The sequence below is a fragment of the Ruminiclostridium cellobioparum subsp. termitidis CT1112 genome (assembly GCF_000350485.1).
Taxonomy (GTDB): domain Bacteria; phylum Bacillota; class Clostridia; order Acetivibrionales; family DSM-1351; genus Ruminiclostridium; species Ruminiclostridium termitidis.
This window is the reverse complement of sequence record NZ_AORV01000022.1, coordinates 76,465-97,710: the sequence shown is the minus strand read 5'-3', so window position 1 is coordinate 97,710 and position 21,246 is coordinate 76,465. Positions and strand designations below refer to the sequence as shown.

16 protein-coding genes are annotated in these 21,246 nt (G+C 42.9%); 9 read left to right on the top strand and 7 right to left on the bottom strand.

All coding sequences use genetic code 11. The features are described from left to right. The first annotated feature begins 31 nt into the window (after positions 1-31). Positions 32-1,240: a YibE/F family protein gene (locus CTER_RS06105; RefSeq protein ID WP_004624462.1), complete on the top strand. Its 1,209-nt coding sequence runs from the start codon at positions 32-34 to the stop codon at positions 1,238-1,240. Between the two features lie 107 nt (positions 1,241-1,347). Here CTER_RS06105 and CTER_RS06100 read toward each other — a convergent pair whose 3' ends face one another. From CTER_RS06100 to CTER_RS06080, 5 genes are all read right to left on the bottom strand, one after another. Further along, complete coding sequence (locus CTER_RS06100; RefSeq protein WP_004624385.1) at positions 1,348-2,964, bottom strand: peptide ABC transporter substrate-binding protein; 1,617 nt, start codon at positions 2,962-2,964, stop codon at positions 1,348-1,350. Positions 2,965-3,156: 192 nt separating this feature from the next. After that, positions 3,157-4,164 (bottom strand): ABC transporter ATP-binding protein, encoded by a 1,008-nt coding sequence (locus CTER_RS06095; RefSeq protein WP_004624347.1) that lies wholly within the window; start codon positions 4,162-4,164, stop codon positions 3,157-3,159. Next, on the bottom strand, positions 4,157-5,164 hold the full coding sequence (locus tag CTER_RS06090) for an ABC transporter ATP-binding protein (protein WP_004624468.1): 1,008 nt from the start codon (positions 5,162-5,164) through the stop codon (positions 4,157-4,159). The genes CTER_RS06095 and CTER_RS06090 overlap by 8 nt, the downstream gene beginning before the upstream one ends. A 76-nt stretch (positions 5,165-5,240) precedes the next feature. Continuing rightward, positions 5,241-6,227: an ABC transporter permease gene (locus tag CTER_RS06085; RefSeq protein WP_004624379.1), complete on the bottom strand. Its 987-nt coding sequence runs from the start codon at positions 6,225-6,227 to the stop codon at positions 5,241-5,243. A gap of 51 nt (positions 6,228-6,278) precedes the next feature. Continuing rightward, complete coding sequence (locus CTER_RS06080; RefSeq protein ID WP_004624327.1) at positions 6,279-7,202, bottom strand: ABC transporter permease; 924 nt, start codon at positions 7,200-7,202, stop codon at positions 6,279-6,281. A gap of 685 nt (positions 7,203-7,887) precedes the next feature. Between CTER_RS06080 and CTER_RS06075 the strand changes: the two genes are divergently transcribed. The 6 genes from CTER_RS06075 (at position 7,888) to CTER_RS06050 (ending at position 15,913) form a co-directional block, all read left to right on the top strand. Beyond that, entirely contained in the window at positions 7,888-8,835 is a 948-nt protein-coding gene (locus tag CTER_RS06075) for an ABC transporter permease (RefSeq protein ID WP_004624470.1), read from the top strand. Between the two features lie 27 nt (positions 8,836-8,862). Further along, complete coding sequence (locus tag CTER_RS06070) at positions 8,863-9,711, top strand: carbohydrate ABC transporter permease (RefSeq protein WP_004624388.1); 849 nt, start codon at positions 8,863-8,865, stop codon at positions 9,709-9,711. A 139-nt stretch (positions 9,712-9,850) separates the two neighbouring features. Continuing rightward, a complete protein-coding gene (locus CTER_RS06065; protein ID WP_004624323.1) occupies positions 9,851-11,383 on the top strand; it encodes an extracellular solute-binding protein in 1,533 nt (510 codons plus the stop codon). Between the two features lie 185 nt (positions 11,384-11,568). After that, positions 11,569-13,380, top strand: coding sequence for a sensor histidine kinase (locus CTER_RS06060; RefSeq protein WP_004624479.1), 1,812 nt, complete (start codon positions 11,569-11,571; stop codon positions 13,378-13,380). Positions 13,381-13,398: 18 nt separating this feature from the next. Then, positions 13,399-15,036, top strand: coding sequence for a response regulator transcription factor (locus tag CTER_RS06055; protein ID WP_004624465.1), 1,638 nt, complete (start codon positions 13,399-13,401; stop codon positions 15,034-15,036). Between the two features lie 10 nt (positions 15,037-15,046). After that, the gene (locus tag CTER_RS06050) at positions 15,047-15,913 is read left to right on the top strand and encodes a sugar phosphate isomerase/epimerase family protein (RefSeq protein WP_004624387.1); all 867 of its coding nucleotides are present in this window, start codon (positions 15,047-15,049) and stop codon (positions 15,911-15,913) included. Here the strand turns inward: CTER_RS06050 and CTER_RS06045 are convergent. Together CTER_RS06045 and CTER_RS06040 are read right to left on the bottom strand one after the other, a co-directional pair. Next, positions 15,855-17,231 (bottom strand): glycoside hydrolase family 28 protein, encoded by a 1,377-nt coding sequence (locus CTER_RS06045; RefSeq protein ID WP_004624407.1) that lies wholly within the window; start codon positions 17,229-17,231, stop codon positions 15,855-15,857. The genes CTER_RS06050 and CTER_RS06045 overlap by 59 nt on opposite strands. Beyond that, positions 17,228-18,349 (bottom strand): glycoside hydrolase family 88/105 protein, encoded by a 1,122-nt coding sequence (locus CTER_RS06040; protein ID WP_004624394.1) that lies wholly within the window; start codon positions 18,347-18,349, stop codon positions 17,228-17,230. Before CTER_RS06040 ends, CTER_RS06045 begins: the two co-directional genes overlap by 4 nt. A 311-nt stretch (positions 18,350-18,660) precedes the next feature. On the opposite strand from CTER_RS06040, the gene CTER_RS06035 reads away from it, so the two are divergent. Both CTER_RS06035 and CTER_RS06030 read left to right on the top strand, forming a co-directional pair. Beyond that, positions 18,661-19,506 (top strand): helix-turn-helix domain-containing protein, encoded by an 846-nt coding sequence (locus CTER_RS06035; RefSeq protein ID WP_004624368.1) that lies wholly within the window; start codon positions 18,661-18,663, stop codon positions 19,504-19,506. Positions 19,507-19,688: 182 nt separating this feature from the next. Further along, a complete protein-coding gene (locus CTER_RS06030; RefSeq protein WP_004624480.1) occupies positions 19,689-21,206 on the top strand; it encodes a tagaturonate reductase in 1,518 nt (505 codons plus the stop codon). Positions 21,207-21,246 lie beyond the last annotated feature (40 nt).

Here is a 21,246-nt window from a genome sequence, read left to right as displayed (position 1 = left end):
AGACAGCCTTACCGGAAGGTGGGGGCAGAACTTGCGGAAGAATTATAAAGAGGCAGAGTATAAACATAATGTAAAAACTCCTGATAAGATATCGAAGATTTCCCAAAGGGGTATTATTATCAGAGTGCTGGTTTTAATATTGTTTTTGGGCATTTTTATCACTGCTGCAGTAATTATTAACCGGCCTGACCCGACGGATGTTCCAAGCAGTGCAAGCCGGTTTGTGTTTGTGCCGGCACGCGTAACAGATGTACTCTATGATGATGCCGAACCGGATTATGTTAGATCTGAAGGGAGAAGGCTGGGAAAGCAGGAATTGAAAATTGAAATCCTGGGGGGAGTACATAAAGGGGAAATACTGCAATTAACAAATTATCTCAGTGCACTGGCAAATGTGGATGTCCATACCGGCGACCGTATTATTGTCAGGATAGATACAAACGAAAAAGGAATGCTATATGCCGTCATGTACAACTATGACCGGAGTATGGTACTGGGTGTGTTCATCCTTGTATTCATGCTGCTTCTTGTGGCCATTGGCGGAAAGAAGGGTGCAAAAGCGTTATTGGGGCTGATCTTTACATTGGTTTGCATATGGTTTATATTAATGCCCTTGATGATGAGAGGATTTAATTCCATACTTATTACCAGTGTAATTGCAGTGGTAACAACAACCGTGTCGCTGCTTTTGCTGGACGGCTTTACACGAAAGGCTGTTTCGGCTGTTCTTGGCTGTACTGCAGGGGTTGCAGCAGCAGGGATCATTGCAGCTTTAGTCGGATACCTTACCCCATTCAACGGATTTAATATGAGTGATGCAGAAAGCTTGATACTTAATGTCACGGATAAGGGAATGAAGATAAGCGGGCTGCTGGTGAGCGGAGTCCTGATAGCCGCATTGGGTGCCGTAATGGATGTTGCCATGTCTATTGCCTCGTCGGTCAATGAACTGTACATGTTAAATCATGATTTGTCCCTGGGAAAACTGTTTGTATCAGGTATGAATATCGGCCGTGATGCCATGGGTACTATGGCAAATACTTTGATTCTGGCATTTGTGGGATCATCCCTGAACACACTTATTTTGACCAGGGCCTATGATATTCCGTTTATTCAGCTGATTAATTCGGATTATATCGGTGTGGAGGTTATTCAAGGAGTTGCCGGTTCCATTGGAATCATTCTTACTGTGCCCCTGGTGGCTTTTATCAGTTCATGGCTCATGACCCGGAGAAGTTAAAAACAAGAACCCCCCTGCAGACGACGGGTCCGACCCGAATCTACAGGGGGTTATCATATTTTATTTATCCCAATAGTTCACTTTCAGCTTAATAAAATGAATTACAATTATTTAAATGATGCCCAGTTAAAGAGTACAAAACCGAGTTTTGTATTTACTATTCCCTGTAAATCCTTTGATATTACAACAGGTTCGGTGTAGAAATAGAGAGGAGCTATAGGAGCATCCTCCATAAGGATTTTCTCAGCATCGTGGAATAGCTGTATACGTTTTGCAGTGTCGGTTTCTTTTCTTGCTGCCGATATCTTTTCGTCATATTGCTTATTGCTGTACTTGGCGTTGTTCTGTCCGTTTCCGGTGGTAAACATATCCATAAAGGTTGACGGATCCATGTAGTCACCTAACCAACCGTTTCTGTTTATATTGTAAACACCGTCTTTTCTTGACTGCTGGAATACGTTCCATTCCTGAGCGAGGATTTCAACCTCAACACCGAGGTTTTCCTTCCACATCTGCTGTAAAGCTTCAGCTACAGGTTCATGTCCTGAACCGGAATTCAAACCGAAAGTGATTTTCGGCAAGCCTTTTCCGCCGGGGTAGCCTGCCTCGGCAAGTAATTTTTTAGCCTCAGCAACGTTCTTTTCATAATCTTCAGGTTTGGTTGATATAAATTCGCCTGAAGTTGTACGGAAGTCAGGCTCCTGTTTTACGTCTGCGATACCGTAAGGTACAAAGGCTGAAGCAGGAGTTTCTCCTCCTTTTTTAACCTTTTCAACAAGGTAATTACGGTCAATTGCCAGTGAGAAGGCTTTTCTTACCTTTGGATTATCAAAGGGAGCCTTGCTGTTTACAAGGTCAATGTAGTAGGTTCCAAGCAACGGAAGAATTTTAAGGTTTCCGGCGTCTTTTTCAGCTGCCAGTTCATCGGTTGGTATATTTTTTGCATATGCTACCTGACCATTCTTAAATGCACTCAGTATGGCATTCTGGTCATTCATAAGATACCACTCGATTTTAGGAGCGACTATGGAATCCTTACCCCAGTAAGTGTCACTTTTTTCAAAGGTGATCTTGGAGTCATGCTCCCAGCTTGTGAGCTTGTAAGGACCGTTTCCTACATAGGTTGCAGGATCAAGAGCCCATTTGCTTGCATTATTTGCTACGATATCCTCTCTCTGCGGAACCAGTGCAGGGAAGGCAACTATTTCGGTAAAGAACGGGCATGCATTCTCAAGAGTTACCTCAAGAGTTTTATCGTCAAGTGCCTTTACTCCCAATGTGTCCATATCGGCTTCGCCGGCATTGATCTTTTCGCCGTTTTTGATAAAGTATACATAGTAGGCGTAATCTGCTGCAGTATCCTTATTTACGGTTCTTTTCCAGGAATAGATAAAATCATTGGCAGTTACATCTTTACCGTCGGACCATTTTGCATCCTTACGGATATGGAAGGTCCAGACAAGACCGTCGGTGCTGGTTTCCCATTTCTCCGCGGCACCGGCTACAATTGTTCCGTCCTTGCCGATGGTGGTTAAACCTTCAAATGCGCATAAAATATAATTTCCGCCGTCGACTGCATTATTAAGGGACGGATCAAGTGTCTTAGGCTCGGAAGCTATGGTTGCGCTGATAGCCTTTCCGCCGGTGTTCGCCGCGCTTCCGCAGCCGGCGAATACTGTTATAATGGCTGCTAGTGTAAGAATTAGTGCTAATATTCTCTTCATTAATTATTCTCCCTATTATTTTGAATTTTAGTGCGATTACTGGCTCTAACTATTAATTAAGTCCATTATTACAATAAAAATATTCTTCTCTTGAATAAAAGGATATATACCTTTTTTGTTTTAATCCAATGTCGACCTCATCGGATTGCTGAAGAACTTTTATCATCTTGCAATATGGAAAACCTGCACAACTCAAAGTTTGCCTGTAAAGTGACAGGCCACATAATGACCGTTTCCGTAGTCTTTGAATTCGGGTACCTGCTTTGCACAGATATCTTTTGCGTAAGGGCATCTGGTTCTGAATTTGCAGCCTGAAGGAGGATTTACAGGTGAAGGTATTTCACCCTTCAGTATTATCCTGTTTCTTTTCTTTGCAATTTCAGGATCGGGCTCCGGTATAGCAGTGAGCAGTGCCTGAGTGTATGGATGAAGAGGATTCTTATACAATTCCTCGGATTCAACCAGTTCGACAATGTGCCCCAGATACATGACTCCCACCCTGTCGCAGGTATGTCTTACAACTCCAAGGTCGTGAGAGATAAACAGGTATGTCAGATTCAATCTTTCCTGCATCTCTTCAAGAGTATTTATGATCTGCGCTCTTATTGACACGTCAAGTGCCGAAACAGGCTCATCACAGACTATGAATTCGGGCTCTACGGCTATGGCGCGTGCTATACCGATTCTTTGACGCTGACCGCCTGAAAATTCATGGGGATAACGCGAAGAATGTTCGGTATTCAGACCGACCAGCCTTAAGAGTTCTCTTATTTTATCGGCCCTGTCCTTTTTTGAAGTTGCAAGCTTGTGTATGTCCAGTGCTTCACCCACAATATCGGATACTGTCATACGGGGATCAAGGGATGCATACGGATCCTGGAAAATGTACTGCATTTTCTTTCTGTAGGGCAGCAGTTTGCCCTTTTGGAGTTTTGTTATATCCACCCCTGAAAACTTGATCTGTCCGGAAGTAGGATCGTAAACCCGGAGTATGGAGCGGCCGAGGGTGGTTTTACCCGAACCCGACTCACCCACTAGACCCAGAGTTTCCCCTTTGTATATATTGAAGGTAACGTCGTCAACCGCTTTGACGGAGGCTTTTTCCCCTAATTTATTCCTTATGTTGAAATATTGCTTTAGATTATTAACTTCTATAAGAACTTTTTTATCTTCAGCAGAAGTTCCGGTTTCCTTAGCCATTCTTTTTTACCTCCGCATTATTATTTGCTCTACGGTCATAAAGCCAGCAGGCAGTTCTATGCCCGTCCTCCTCAACATGTTCTGCCGGCATGTGGTTTATACAAACCTTAAGGCAGTTTTCACATCTGGGGGCAAACGCACAGCCCTTCGGAAGATTGAGAAGATCAATAGGATTTCCTTTAATAGGAACCAGTTTTTCACCCTTCTTGTTCAGGTCGGGCAGAGAACGTATCAAACCCTTTGTATAAGGGTGGCGCGGATTGTGGAAAATACTGTACACCGTGCCCTGCTCAACAATTTTTCCTCCGTACATGACTATTACATCATCAGCCATATCGGCCACTATTCCAAGATCATGGGTTATAAGCACTATGGCCATGCCGGTTTTTTTCTGGATATCCTTCAGCAGTTCAAGTATCTGAGCCTGTATGGTAACATCAAGCGCAGTTGTGGGCTCGTCTGCTATAAGCAGCTTGGGAGCACCTGCAAGAGCCATGGCTATCATTGCCCTTTGGCGCATACCTCCTGAAAATTCATGTGGATATTGGGAAAGACGTTTTTCGGGCTCATTTATACCCACCAGGGACAACAGCTCTATGGACCTTTTCTTTACTTCTTCCTTTGAAATCTTTCCGTATTTGTGGTAAAGGGATTCGGCTATCTGATTTCCGATAGTAAATACAGGATTCAGACAGGTCATTGGATCCTGAAAAATCATTGCTACTTCGTTACCGGAAAAATTCTGTCTTTCAGCTTTCTTCATTGCTGAAACATCCTTGCCGTCGAAAGTAATGCTGCCCCCAACCATTTTACCGGGCTTGTCTATAAGCCCCATGATTGAATAGGAGGAAACACTTTTTCCGGAACCCGATTCACCAACGATACCCAATACCTTACCGGGTTCAAGGGTGTAACTTACACCGTTAACGGCTTTAACCTCACCGGCCGGTGTAAAAAACGAAACTTTTAAATCATTTATTTTAAGCAATTCTTTACTCATTAGTTAACCTCCCAAGCCATGTTATGGCTTTGAGCCGCTGAGCGGCCTAAAAACAGTAATTGTAATTCTCCCAAAGCTATTTCTTCATTCTTGGATCCAGTGCATCTCTGAGCCCGTCCCCAAAAAGATTCATGGACAATATGATGATACTTATGGTTGCAGCCGGGAAAATAAGCATGTAGGGATATGAATATATACCCTTCAGCGCCGCCTGTGACAGGGACCCCAGTGAAGCCATGGGTATGGATACACCAAGACCTATGAAACTTAAAAATGATTCCACGAATATGGCTTCAGGTATTTTTAGGGTTGCAACAACAATTATTTGACCGATACAGTTAGGAATCAAATGTTTTAATATGATATCCTTACTGCCGGCGCCAAGCACCTTTGCAGCCAGGACATATTCCTGCTCTTTTAAAGCCAGGATTTGTCCGCGGACTATTCTGGCCATATCAACCCAGTAGAGCAGTGCCAGAACAAAGAATATACTTATCAAACCGACTCCCAGGCCTTTGAGAAAACCGGGAGCATTTGCGGAGGACAGGAATTTGTCTATGGGGTTTTTAAGAACTACCTGGAGCAGTATAACGATCAAAATTGTAGGTATGGAATAAACTATATCAACAATTCTCATCATTACAATATCGACCCAGCCTCCGAGAAAACCGGAAATTGCGCCGTACAGTATGCCTATTATGGATATCATTATAGCGGCAACAACACCGACAGAAATAGAGATCCTGGCACCGATCATGGTTCTGGTGAACAAATCTCTTCCAAGGCTGTCGGTACCAAAAATATGCTGGGCATTCGGAGATAAATTCTCACTGCCTTTATTAATCTGGTCATATGCATATGGTGAAAGCATTGGACCTATGATGGCTGCCAATATAACCAGCAATATAACGATCAGTGAACCCATGGCAACCTTGTTGGTCCTGAGCCTTTTCCAGGCATCCTTCCAATACCCCACCGACGGCCGCATAACTTCGACCGTTGCCTTTTCACTCTCTGTGGCAGGCATAAACAATTTATTATCTAAAATTTCGGATTTATTCATCTCTTTCTCCATTCCGCTGCCCCGCAGCAATATTTTGTAATGAAACCCTGCTTATTTTGTAATATTGATTCTCGGATCAACGAATCTGTATATTATATCCACCAAGAAGTTCATAAAAATAAGCACCGCACCGAAGAAGATGGTTACACCCATTACTGTCGGATAATCTTTTGCGGTAATACTGGTTACAAAAGAACTTCCCAATCCGGGAATGGAAAATATGGATTCTATTACGAAGGAACCTGTTAGCACACCTGCAACCATTGGGCCGGCATAGGTGACAACCGGCAGAATTCCATTTCTCAAGCCATGTTTAAAAATAACCATCCTGTCGGAGAGCCCTTTGGCACGTGCAGTCCTGATATAGTCCTGATTAATGACATCCAGCATTGATGAACGCATAAGTCTTGTAATAAAGCTCAGCGGGAAAAAGGAGAGCGCAAAGCCGGGCAGGATATAGCTGGACAGGGTATCCAGATGACTTACCGTCGGGAACAAATGAAATTTGACCCCGAATACCACCATGCTTACCGTGGCTACAACAAAGCTGGGAACAGCTATACCTATAGTTACGATCAGCATTATTGCCCTGTCGGTTCCCGTATTTTTCTTTAGTGCACTGATAGTACCAAGTACAGTACCCACAAGGATGGCAATGGCACTGGAAAAGAGCCCGAGTTTAAGAGAATATGGGAACTTTCTCACTATTATGTCCTTTACATCCTGTCCTGCCAGAGTGATTGATTCGCCAAAGTCTCCGGTAAGGACATTTTTTGCGTATTTTTCGTATTGAACCAGGATTGGCTTATCCAAACCATATTTTGCTTCAAGGTTTGCCAGAATTTCAGGAGTTAATTTTTTATCTCCCAGGAATGGGCTGCCTGGTGTTAAATGCATCAAGAAAAAAGTTAATGTAAACATAATCCATAATGTCAATAATGAAACCAACAATCTCTTAAGTATATATTTTGCCATGTGACCTCCTAGCTGCGACCCTTTTAACGCAGTTTCAAAAAAATAAGCTTGCATTTATCTATATATTTAGCAAACCGATTAAGTTATACTCTTCCATTTTGACACAGTAAAACAATCAGTCCGAATATTAAATGTGACGACAATGTCACCTGAGAGTTAAACAGTAAACTGACGTTGTTGTAGAAAAAAGAAAAAATAGTATTATATTGTCGAATTATACTACAAAATAGATAACGATTCAATATTATATTAATCCCAATAAGTCTGTCAAATACTGCATATATGCGGATTATATGGTTTGGTAGAATATCACCAAAATTCGACAATTAATTTTATGTAAATCGCCCATTATCGAGGAGACACGTTGATTGTTTACCATAATGAATCAATAGTGAACAATTAAATCATAAGGGCAGCCGGGTATGGGATGGTAAAAAAAACATTAGTAAAGTAAAGATTTTATAATAAAACGGGATATCTATCGAAAGCATATATGCAGGTTTATTAGTAACAGAAGGGGAAAGCCGGGTTTTCTCACAGGTTGATATATTTTTTTGCTGCCTGCAGGCATGTAAAAAATGTGTAACAAACCTAAAAACTGTCATGTAGTAATTGCTTCCGGAATTATATAACATTAAATCACTGGACACCGACATATTCAAAGAAATGATAAGGAGCTTTCAGTATGAAAACAAACCCGGCACAATTATCTGTACAAAATTCAATACAAAGCAACCGGAAAAGTGAATTAAAAAGTAAGATTAAGCGGCAGAGAGCAGTACTTTTGCTGCTCATTCCGGGAGTAGTCTGGTACCTCATATTCAAATATGCCCCCATGGCAGGAGCTATTGCGGCTTTTACCGATTATGGGACAAGGGCCGACATTTCCTTTACAGGCCTGGAGAATTTTAAGCAGTTATTCGGTTCGCCCGGCTTCTGGGGAGCCTTCAGAAATACTCTTCTGATAAGCCTGTACAATTTGCTGTTCTATTTTCCGCTGCCCATAATACTTGCGCTTTTAATGAATGAAATAGTAATAACCAGGATCAAGCGGGCAATTCAGTTTGTAGTTTACATACCCCACTTTTTCTCCTGGGTTGTAATAGGCGCTATTTTTTCCATGGTGCTGTCCCCAAGCAATGGTTTTGTAAATCAAATCATCTCGGCTTTCGGTCTGGAGCCCCAGTACTTTATGGTTGATCCCAAATGGTTCAGATCTGTTCTGGTAAGCTCCTATATATGGAGAGATGTGGGTTACGGAACGATTATATATATTGCTACCATATCCTCCATTGACGAGCAGCTGTACGATGCGGCTACTGTGGACGGTTCGGGCTACTGGGGAAAATTGCTGTATGTCACTCTGCCCTCCCTGAAGAGTACCATAGCCACCGTACTGCTTTTGACGGTAGCACGTATACTTCTCATATTCGAACAGGTTCTGGTTATGTATGTCCCGCCGGTTTACAGTGTCAGCGAGGTCTTAACCACATACTCCTTTACCGAAGGACTGCTGAACGGAAATATCGGCTACGCAACGGCAGTAAGTTTATTTACTGCGGTTATAAGCGCCATTCTGGTCATTGGCTGCAATAAGGCAAGCAAGAAATTCCTTGATGAAAGCATTCTATAACAATAAATTACATTGGAGGTGAGAGCTGTGAAAAATGTTGGCCTGGGAAGAAGAATATTTGTGTTGGGAAACGGTTTGTTTTTAATTCTGGTAAGCCTGATAGTTTTAATACCTCTGCTGCTTGTTGTTTCTACGTCAATTTCCCCGGATGAGGTTGTAGCCAGGCAGGGATATGTGCTAATACCCAAAGCCATTACTTTTGCAAACTATTCTGCAATTTTTAACAGCGGATATATGCCCGCCTTCTATAATTCGCTGTTTGTTACAATCAGTGCAACCCTTTTCTCAATGGGTATGACACTTGTAATGGGGTATGCACTGGCTCAGAAAGATTTAATATTTAAAAATTTCCTGTTGAGATTCGTAGTTGCAACCATGGTACTGGATGCGGGAATCATCCCCTTCTACCTTGTAGTTAATAAACTTGGGATGATAGACAGCTATCTCTCTTTGATAATTCCTTCGGCAATTTCCACCTACAACCTGATCCTCATGAAAAATTATATGGCCTCCATTCCCGAAAGCCTGATAGAATCAGCAAGACTGGATGGCTGCACCGAGCTGGGGATTTTGATAAAAATAGTCATCCCCGTTTCAATTCCCATTATAGCGGCAGTGACCCTGTTTTACGCTGTATCTCACTGGAATATCTATCTGAACGTTGTTATGTTCATAAACAGCACCAGTAAGTATACTCTTCAAATACTGCTGCGGCAGTTGATATTCCAGTCGGAATCGGCTATTTCATCGGCATCGGCACTAAATAACTTCAAAATGGCCGTAATGATAATGACCATGCTGCCGGTACTTATACTCTACCCTTTCATACAGAGGTATTTCATATCGGGCATTATGCTTGGATCTGTAAAGGGCTGAGCCAGTACCCGGTACATGGATTGAACAGGGAGAAACAAATGATAGAAGCAAATGTAATTTTTCCAAAACCGGCAAAAAACCGTGGGACTATTTGTCCATTGGTTTTTGATATATAATTTAATAGAAAGGGGTAGAACAAATGGCTAAAATCAGAAAAGTAATTGCGCTGATAATGGTTGCTGTAATGGCAGTGGTAATGTTTGCCGGCTGCGGAGGAGAGAGTGGACAGGCGGGAGCGGGCGACAGCACCAAGGCTGCCGTCGGCACGGCTGCGGTGTCGTCAAATCAACAGATGGATGTTCCCAAGGAAAAGGTCAAATTATCCTTCTTCCTTTCACAGACAGGATGGGGAGGAGAGGCCGTTGATCCTGAACTGATGGCCGAGGTTGAAAAGGTCATTGAGGATAGGACAAATACCGATCTGGAAGTAATCGCACCTCCTCAGAGCAGTTACAATGACAAACTGAATGTTGTTCTTGCTTCAGGGGATATACCTGATATATTTGCGGTAAGAAAAGCAATGGACAATATTCATGTCATGGCATCAAGAGGTTATACAATGCCATTGGATGATCTGATCAAGCAGGCGCCCGAAATAACTTCACTGGTTGACCAGACATACCTGGATTACCTGAAGGCTGACGGAAAGCTGCAGGGAGTGCCCATGTATGTGCCTCTCTCCAAGTTCATATGGATGAGAAAAGACGTAATGGATGCAAACGGAGTAAAACTTTCCGAGACACCTACCACCGACGAATTCTATAATGAGATGAAGAAGCTTGTGGGAAAGGGAGTTATACCGTTTACTTTTGCCAAGTTCCTCGACAATCTTCCCTTCTTCTTTAATCCGTTTGGTGCATATTACGGAATAGGGGAAAAGGACGGCAAGTATATTGACGGGTTCAATACGCCTGAAGCAAAGGAAGCGCTTGCATATGTTGCAAAACTCTATAAGGAAAAGATATGGGATCAGGAATTTCTGACGAATGAGAATACAACAATAAGAGAGAACCTTTTCTCAGGAAAAGCCGCGTCAACACTGGACTATTATAATAGATACATATACTTTATCACGGAGGCCGAAAATGTAAAGGCAGCCACCGAATTTGTACCCATTTATGAGCTGAAAGGGCCAAAAGGCCAGGGCGGCAATCTGTACGAAGCAATTCAGGACGCCCTCTGCATATCTTCAAAATCAAAGAACCCCGACAGAGCACTTGATGTACTTAAGTACTACGTTTATTCCGAAGAGGGTGTCAAGCTCAGGTGCCTTGGGGTTGAAGGCAAACACTACACTCTGGAAAACAATGTGATAACACCCACTGAAAAAGCTAAGAACTCAGGTTATAAATGCGATGTAAATCAGTTCTATCTGTATTATCCCAAGATAACCGATTTTGGCTTTAAGTGGTCCGAAACAATAGAAAAGCTAATACCTCAGCAGGTTAAATTCAATGATGAGACAAACAGGCACCTCGGACCCAAGTACTCTATTCCCAGCAACAAGTCGGATCTCTATAACAAGAATCTGAGCGGATATAAGAAGAAAATTGATGAAATATCCTCTAAGATCATAATGGGATCATGTTCGGTTGATGAGGGATACAAGGAATATGAGGCCTTCTGGAAGAGCATCAACGGGGATGGGATGCTTGCAGAGCTGAATAAATAAGCAGATAGTAAACAGCAAACAAAATAAGACAAATATAAAAATAAAACAAAGTAAAAATAAAACAAGCAAAAAATAGAATAAGCAAACAAAAGTCAGCAGATTCAGAAGAGGGCTAACATTCTGAGTCTGCCGGCTTTTTGGCTGTATGGAAAAAAGTACATTGTTTCAGGCAGGAGGAACTGCAAATGAGAGAAGATCCCAACAGCAGTCAGACCAACACAAACTTTAAAATCTTTGCAACAGAGAAAAAAATCATAGTGTATTTTTTTCTTATTGTCATAGTAATATTTTTTATGTTCAATTCTCTCTTTTACAGGTTGTACGCTTCAAATATAAGGCAGATAGTTATTCAGGAAAGCAGGAGCAATGTCAAGAAAACAGTGGAGTATACCGACATGATTGTGGAAGGCATGGAGTATACCGCAGATGTTATTCAGAACAACCAGCTGATCCAGCAGCAGGTTGACCCGTCCCAGCGGAGCAGCACACCCAGCTACCGCATTAATCCCGATATAATAAGCACTCTTCAGAGCATAGTTACCAATTCGGTCAAAAGTGCCGCCTCAATCGATTTGTATCTGAATGTAAATAATAAACTGTATACCAGTGATTATGGGGTATTTTCCTATTTGAACACTGAAAAAAAGAATTATTTCTATAAACTGCAAATTCAGGATGGCAGATTTGTTCTCACCAATAAATACAGGCAGAATATCAACTTTATAAAGGATAGGAATTATGAACAGATTACCTTTGTAAGACCTATTTATGTATTGTCCAACGGGAACAGGGCCGGTACGCTTGCCGTCAACTTTGACAAATATTATCTGAGCAATATTATAAAAAGTGATTCCGAGGCCGGATCAATGATACTGGACAGCGAAGGGAATATTGTTGCCTCTTCGGTGCCTGAAGGCAAGGGCTATCCGCAGAATATAGAGAAGGAAATAAAAAAGCTGGTGAAGGCTGAAAAGGGAGAAGGTCTGCAAAAGGTTTCAAATGGCGAATACATTATTGTGTATGATACTTCCCAATACACCGGCTGGAAATTTGTTAATTTTGTGCCTGCAAACACGACCATGAAACAGATGGCACAGCTAAGAGACTATATTCTGGTTCTGTTTCTTATAATGAATGTAATTACCGCCTCACTGTTTATTGTGCTGATGTCGGGTAAGATATACAGAAAGCTCAAAAAGCTGATTTATGCAATGAAGGAGGTTGAAAAGGGTAATTTCGGCATTAATATAGAACACCATGAAAAGGATGAATTCGGGTATATGTATACCAGCTTCAATAACATGGTGGGCAGGATAAAAAATCTTTTCGGGGAGCTTTACGAGCAGAAACTGCTGCAAAAGGATGCCGAGCTGAAGCTGCTGCAATCAAAAATCAATCCCCATTTTATCTATAATATTTTTGATAACATGAACTGGCTTATCCAGCTGGAAAGATATCAGGAACTGGAGGTGCTGGTAGGTTCGGTATCGGATTATTTCAAGAAGAGTCTCAATGCAGGGCGGGATTTCATATCTGTCGCCGATATGCTGGAACAGTTGAAAAGCTACGTTCAGATACAGAGGATAAGGTTCAGCAACAGGTTTACCTGTGAGTTTGATTTTGATGATGAAATAATTGATATGAATATTCCAAATTTTATGATGCAGCCGCTGCTTGAAAATGCGATCTGTCATGGTATAGAGCCCAAAGCTGAGGAAAGCCGTATCCAGGTCAAGGGTGTAAGAATAGAAGACAGGGTATTTTTTACGGTAGAGGATGACGGAGTTGGCATTGATCAGGAAAACATTCAAAAAATTATTGTGTTTCTTGAAAGCATGGAGGCCGAGAGTGGCAACTACTTTGCCCTTGCAAATATAAACAAGAGAATAAAGCTGTATTACGGAGCCGAGTATGGCCTGACTGTGAGAAGTACCAGGGGAGCCGGTACAAAGGTGACCATTATAATTCCGTTCAAAAAAATATCAGAAAACTATTAAAGGCCGGGAGGACTTGTCATGTTGAAAATGCTGATTGCAGATGATGAGCAGATCATTGTTGAGGGGATCAGGGAGAGCATAGATTGGAAAAGCTTTGATATCAGCATTGCCGGAACTGCGAAAAACGGGGTGGAAGCCCTGGATATGGCAATAAAGCTGCATCCTGAGATAATAATTACAGACATAAAGATGCCGGGCCTGAACGGACTTGAGCTTGTAAAGGAAATCAGGAAGCTGAACCCCTGTGTAAAAATAATCCTCATCAGTGCTTACGAGCAATTTGATTTTGCCAGGGAGGCCATTGAGCTTGGGGTTTGCTCATATATAACAAAGCCGCTCAAGAAGCAGAAAATCATTGAAGAAGTGATCAAGCTCCGTGACCTGATCCTTCAGGAAAAAACCGAAAAAGAGAAAAACAATAAATATGAGGAATTATATCTTTCAAACCTTCCCATACTCAGGGAACATTACCTGAACAGCCTCATTATCGGAAAAACAAGACTTACGGGGGACTATGGAAAACAATTCACCACCTATGATATAGACATTGATGAAAATGATGTGGGAGTATTTGTCTGTTCAATTGACAATATAGAGGATACCTCAGAGGAATTCTTCGAAAAAAGTGTACAGATCATCCATCTCAGGATATCTGAAATGATACAGGAGCTCATACCTCCGGAATACAGGAAAACTATATTTCAGAGCTATAATAACGAGGTTGTTACCATATTCAACGCCTCCTCCGACCATGCCGCAACCATAAAGGATATTGCGCTGACAGCCGAGACTATAAAGAATACTCTGAAGAGGGAAATAGATATATCGGTCAGTGCCGGCATAGGCAGGATATACCCGCAGTTGAAGGAGGTTGCCGAATCCTATCAGGAAGCGGTCAAAGCTCTCAACTACAGGCTGGTATATGGCAACAACGCAGTTTTGTATATAGACAATGTTGAAATAAAGAATACAAAGCGGGAATATATGATTCCTGATTTAGGTGATATCCTGACTTCAGTCCAGAATATTCTGTGGACCGGCAAGGAGGAAGAGGTCCGGAAACTTGTCAGTAACCGGATAGATGGCCTGCTGAAAGGAAAGAGCATCCCCTATTACTACGTTCAGCAGGTATACTGCCAGCTTCTTTCCACCTTGCTGAGAACTACCTATGAAATCAATATTTTGCCGGAGCAGCTTTACGGCACTCCCGTGCATTTATATGGAGAAATTTTTAAAAAGCAGACCATGGAAGAGATGAAGGACTGGTACTGTGATCTTGCTTCAAGGGTCTGCAGTATCATTAACGAGAGAAAAACAGCCAGATCGGGGTATGTTATAAAGATGGTCGTAGACTATATTAAAGAGCACTGCAACAAGGATATTTCCCTTGGAGAGGTGGCCGAGCACGTAAATCTGAATCCCTCCTACCTGAGCAGAATATTCAAGGAAGAGACAGGAACCCAGTTTGTGGAGTACGTGCGAAAGGTAAAAATGGAAATGGCAAAGGAACTGCTCAGGAACACAAACAAAAAAATATACGGAATATGTGAGGAACTGGGCTATCAGAACGTACAGTATTTCTCAACAATTTTCAAGAATACCACAGGAATGACACCCCTTGAATTCAAGAAGACAGGGAAGTGTCAGGAACTTTAGATATCATTAAATGGAAAGTGATGGTGACAGTATGAGATTGGGTGTCAGGGCACATGACTTCGGAAAACAGCCGGTTGAAGAGCTGGCAAAAAAAATAGGCGGCAAGGGTTTCAGCAGTATACAACTGGCGCTTAACAAAGCAATAGACGGGATAGATTATGATAATGGCAGACTTAGTCCCGGACTGGCCAATCATATTTACAGGGCTTTTGACAGGTATGATATTCAGATTGCAGTACTGGGATGCTACATAAACCCCGTACATCCTGACTCTGATATCCGCAGAAGCCAGCTGGACAGGTTTAAGGAACATATAAGATATGCAAGGGACTTCGGCAGCAGTATTGTCGCAACCGAGACAGGTTCACTGAATGCAGATTTTTCCTACAATCCTGAAAACCATGGGGAGAGGGATTTTAAAATGCTGCTGGAAAGCCTGAAGGAACTGGCGGAGGAGGCTGAAAAATTCGGTGTGATTGTGGGATTGGAAGGTGTAAGCCATTATACCATGAACAATACTGAAAAAATTGCAAGGACACTGGACCAACTTGGCTCAAACAACGTACAGGTGGTATTTGACCCCGTTAACCTCCTGACGGCCGATAATTATCGCAGGCAGGAGGAAGTGGTGGAGGAAGCCTTCCGGCTTTTTGGGAACCGAATGGCAGCCTTTCATGCAAAGGACTTCGTTGCAGAGGGTGATAAACTGAAGGTTGTCCAGGCAGGGGAAGGTTCCTTCAACTATGAATATACCTTCGGGCTTTTAAAGGAAAGGAAGCCGTTTATTGATATCCTCATGGAAAATGCAAGGCTGGATATTATGGACAGAGGAATGGAGTTTTTAAGGGAAAGGTACTATCTGCCGTCTCCTGCTTAACCAGAGCAGGCTGGCTGTAACTGTCCAGCCTGCAGTTTGAAAAGGTGACCCCTTCTGCTGAGTTCAGCTGGTAGACAGGGCCTTCAACTCCCCTTACCGACACATTGTTAAAGCTTATATTTTTTACGTTGGCACAAAATACTCCCATTTTTAAGGTTTCTCCAACGCCCTCCATCATGGCAGGTACTCCGGGAACGGCATTTTCCGCCATGGATATGCTGATGCTGTCAAAGGTTATATCCTCTATGGGCATTTCGGGAAGCCCGTAAAGGAAGGCGGCGGCAGCGTGGACATTGACAGCTGTGATGCCGCTGAAATGAATACTCCTGAATGCGGGAGTCTCAGCTGTAACAGGATGGCTTTCCCTGTCCCGGACTTTTTTTTCCTTGCCGCCTTCTCCGCAAAAGTAGAACTGATGCATTACGATGGGACACATAACGTCTTTCATTATCAGGTTGCTCACTCTTATATCGCAGACGGTTCCTCCGCGGCCCCTGCGTGTTTTCAAACGGATGCCCCGGTCGGTGCCCTCAAATATGCAGTTGGATATAACAACATTTCTTATTCCCCCGCTCATTTCACTTCCGATGACGACACCGCCATGGCCGTGGAGCAGTGTGCAGTTGGTCACGCAGACATTTTCACAGGGTATCAGATATTTCCCGTTCTCAACACCGGACTTTATGGCAATACAATCATCCCCAACATCCACCTGGCAGTTTGAAATCCGCACATTTTTGCAGGAATCGGGGTTTATTCCGTCGGTGTTTGGAGAATTGGGAGGATTAACTATCGAGATATTGTCTATGGTAATGTTCCGGCACCGGACAGGATTTACCGTCCAGGCGGGAGAATTGACCAGCAGCACTTTTTCCAGGAGGATTCTGCTGCAGTCCTCAAAATATAAAAGGCGTGGACGGGGATGTAAAAGTTTTCCATCCAGATGGCTTTTCCACCAGAAGCCTCCCTGACCGTCTATTGTTCCGGTGCCTGTTATACATATGTTTTGGGCAGCCCGGGCATAAATCATGGGCATATAGCCCGGCCTTTCGGTGCCCTCCCATCTGACCTCCCTCAAAGGGTAGTCCTCTATCCTGACGCTGAATAATACTCTGGAACCGGCCTCAAGATGAAGGGTCACATTGCTTTTCAACTCAATGGGGCCGGTGAGAAAGGTCCCGGCCGGAACATATACGGTTCCCCCTCCATGCTGCGTACATTTTTCAACGGCAGCAAAAAATGCCTTTGTACACAGCTCTGCACCGCCGGAAACGGCACCAAAATCAATTATATTATTAAAACCGGTTGAGCTTGTCATATCAAATTTTTCCTCCTCAGCTTCTCAATTTCCGTTAAGGCCAGCATCAAAGGGCCATAGCCCTTGTAATCGTTTTCGACCACAGGTTCGCTTATATAATAGGCAAAGGAGCCGTCTCTGTAGGGATTGCCGCCCAGGCCCGCAACACTGCAAACATTTTTGAGGTTCATGCAGCCAAGGTCATCAATGTAGGTCAAGTGCCGGAGTACACCATTATAAGCCTTAAGCAGGGGTGTTTTGAATGTGCCGTCCAGATAGCCGCAGGAAATACTCTTTGCATATGAATATGCAAACATACAGGAGGCGGAGGCCTCAAGGTAATTTCCTTTACGTTCGGGTAAATCGACAACCTGATACCACAGGCCTGTCTCTTCATCCTGAAATTGTACAAGAGCGGTCAGCAGATTCTTAAGGATCTCTAAAATTACACTGCGTTTTGGATGGGTTGAGGGGAAGAAATCCAGAATATCCACAACAGCCATTGCATACCAGCCCATGGCACGTCCCCAGAAATGGGGCGAGCAGCCTGTTATGTCATTTGACCATTTCATACCCCGGCTTTCATCCCAGGCATGGTACAGCAGGCCGGTTGCAGTATCCTTCGCGTTGGAAGCCAGCAGGATGACCTGGTTTGCTATATCGTCAAATGCCTGGACCTCATCAAAAAGCAGGGCATATTGAGCATAAAAGGGAGAGCTCATGTATACACCGTCAAGCCACATCTGATGGGGATACACGGCTTTGTGCCAAAAGCCTCCCTGGCGGTTACGGGGTTGCCTGTCCAATTGCTTTCTCAAGGTGCCGGCAGCCTTCCTGTACCTGATATCCGAGGTTTCGTTATACAATAGCAGCAGTATTTTTCCGGGATTGACCATATCGAGATTTAACTCGTTTATGTCGTAGTCAATTATATTGCCCCCGTTGTCTATAAATCTATCGGCCGAATGCTTTATGTAATCAAAGTATTCACTTTTGCCTGTAAGCCTCCACACACCCTCAACGGCTTTAAGTATAAGGCCCAGCTCATAACACCATTTATCAAGATATTTTGAATGCCTGGACATTGCGGATTTTGCCGCTATTTCAGGTAAATCCTTCTCAAAAGCATTGATTTGCATACTGATCTCCCGTTCTAAAACGTATTATATGTTGCCGTTATTTTTCATTGTATTGACATGTCAATTACCTGATAGTTGCTCCTATGATAATTTTCTGATATTACTCTCTATGATAATTATAGCCTCTTAAATTAACAGTATCTGCGCAAATATGGCCGCTATTTGTTCGAATATAGCAATTATTGCTCTCAGAGTTTATAATGGTGATGAGCAGTAATAAAAATGATAGTTAAAAACGGTAATGAGGATCATGAAGGCATGGTTATGACCGGCAGAGCTATGAGAGACTTGAGATAGGGACGGAGGGTTTTATGAATATACGGAGTTTTACAAGTGAAGATGACAATTTTTCAATATCGAGTTCAAGGGTTAAGGGATATTTTTCCATGCCTTCAAGGCATTTTCACGACAAATATGAAATATATTACCTCAGAGCAGGTGAGAGATATTATTTTGTAAAAGATAAGGTTTTCCATATAAAAAAGGGCCACCTGGTTTTGATAAAGGAAGGGGAGCTCCATAAAACCACCGATGCTGAAAAACCGGATCATGAAAGGCTGCTGATATATTTTAGGAAACCGTTCATTGAGACTGCAAACAAATCCACCGACAGGATTCTGAACCTGCTTAAGGGCAAAAGCTACTGCGTTATGGAACTGTCATTGAAGGAGAGGCAGGAAGTTGAAAGAATATTTTACGAAATGTTTCAGGAGACAGAAGCGCAGGAAGAGTGCTTTGAAATATGTCTGCAGGGCTTGCTGATGAAACTGCTGGTGTATATAGGCAGATATATCCGGCAGACGGATGCCAATGTATTTCTTTCGAGCAGCCCCAGACATGAAAAGGTTTCAGGAATTGTAAAGTATATCAATGAACATTACTCAGAAGAATTGTCCATACCGGGGATAGCCAGGCTGTTTTTTATCAGCCCCTACTATTTGAGCAGGATTTTCAAGGAAACAACGGGGTTTACTCTTTTGGAGTACATTAATACCGTGAGGATAAGGGCAGCCCAGGAGCTCCTGCTGAATAAAAAGTTTAAGGTTATTGAAATTGCCGAAAAGTCCGGTTTCGGAAGTGTGTCCCAATTCAACAGGGTATTCAGGCAGATAGCAGGCTATTCCCCCTTGAGCTACAGGAAGGGTTCGGTTAAATAGTGTCTGTTATATCCAAAACGTACCGCTTTATTCCAACTGGCCAGCGCAGTCCTGCGAAATTTTAAAAGTCGGCATTTCAGCAATTTCTGCATATATTTTTGCAATATACGCCAAGAAATAAGCAATTATTTTTAATAAAATAGGCTTATAAACAAAAACAGTTTATTTTTGAGGAGGCATATATGGAGAATCTAAGCAGAAAACTTATTGAGGAAAAAGGCAAAGCTCTTATAAATATACCGGCGGGCCCAACGGAAAAATATCGCGAAAAGGTGCTTCAATTTGGGGAGGGCAACTTTTTAAGAGGCTTTGTGGACTGGATGATCAATACCTTAAACTCAAAAGGGCTTTTTGAGGGCAATGTTGTTGTGGTTCAGCCTATCAAAAGCGGCCTGGTAGATAAAATAAACGATCAGGGAGGAGCTTATACCCTTATACTCAGAGGTGTCCAGAACGGCAGGATAGTGGACAGCAGGGAGGTCATAACCGCCATCAGCCGGGGGATAGATTTATATGCACATTATGCTGAATACATGAAAATAGCTGAAAGCGACGAGCTGCGATTTATAATATCAAACACTACCGAAGCGGGAATCTCCTATAATCCTGAGGACAGCTTGCAGCAAGAACCTCCGGTATCCTATCCCGGCAAGCTTACGGCACTTCTTTACAGGAGGTTCAAAGCTTTTGGCGGAAACCCGGAAAAAGGACTGATCATAATCCCCTGCGAACTCATTGACAGGAATGGTGACAATCTGAAGAGGATCGTATTGCAGCTTGCGGAGGAATGGAGCCTGGGAGAGGCTTTCATAAAATGGGTAAGGGAAGCAAATCACTTCCTGAATACACTGGTGGACAGAATAGTAACCGGCTATCCCAGAGAAGAGGTCCCGACTCTGGAAGAAGAATTGGGTTACAGGGACGGTTTGCTTGACACCGGAGAAATATTCCACCTGTGGGTTATAGAGGGCGACAGTAAACTGTCCGAAGAGATTCCTTTTGCCAAAGCGGGGCTCAACGTTGTATGGACGGATAATATGAAACCGTATAGAGACCGGAAGGTAAGAATCCTCAACGGTGCTCATACAATGACAGTTCTGGCCGCATACCTGTATGGTCTGGACACCGTTAAGGAATGTATGGATGACAAGCTTATCAGTACTTATATGAAGAAGGGGATATTCGACGAGATAATTCCAACATTGGATCTGAAAGAGGAAGAATTGGTCAAGTTCGCTCATGACGTTCTTGAAAGGTTTTCAAACCCATTTATCAAGCATTATCTTTTGAGTATTTCACTTAATTCGGTATCAAAATTCAAGGCACGGGTACTGCCGTCACTGCTGGAATACATCGAAAGAAAAGGTAAACTGCCTGAAATACTTACATTTTCTCTGGCAAGCCTTATAGCCTTTTATAAAGGAAAAGAGATAAAGGATAATTACCTTTCGGGTGAAAGAAAAGGTGAGGAATATAAAATCTGTGACGATATGCACATTCTCGAAACCTTCAGGGACTGTTGGGAGAACTTTAACGGCAACGGGAAGGAAGTTGATGCCATAGTGGCCCGTATACTCTCGAAGTCAGACTGGTGGGGCAGTGATTTGAACAAAGTACCCGGATTGCCGGAGAAGGTTGCAGAACAGGTTTACTCCATAACGGCAAACGGCATTGAAGCCGCAATAAAAAAACTGTTGTAGGATGGAGGAGCAGTCACCTATTTGAAGATCGGAGAGGTAG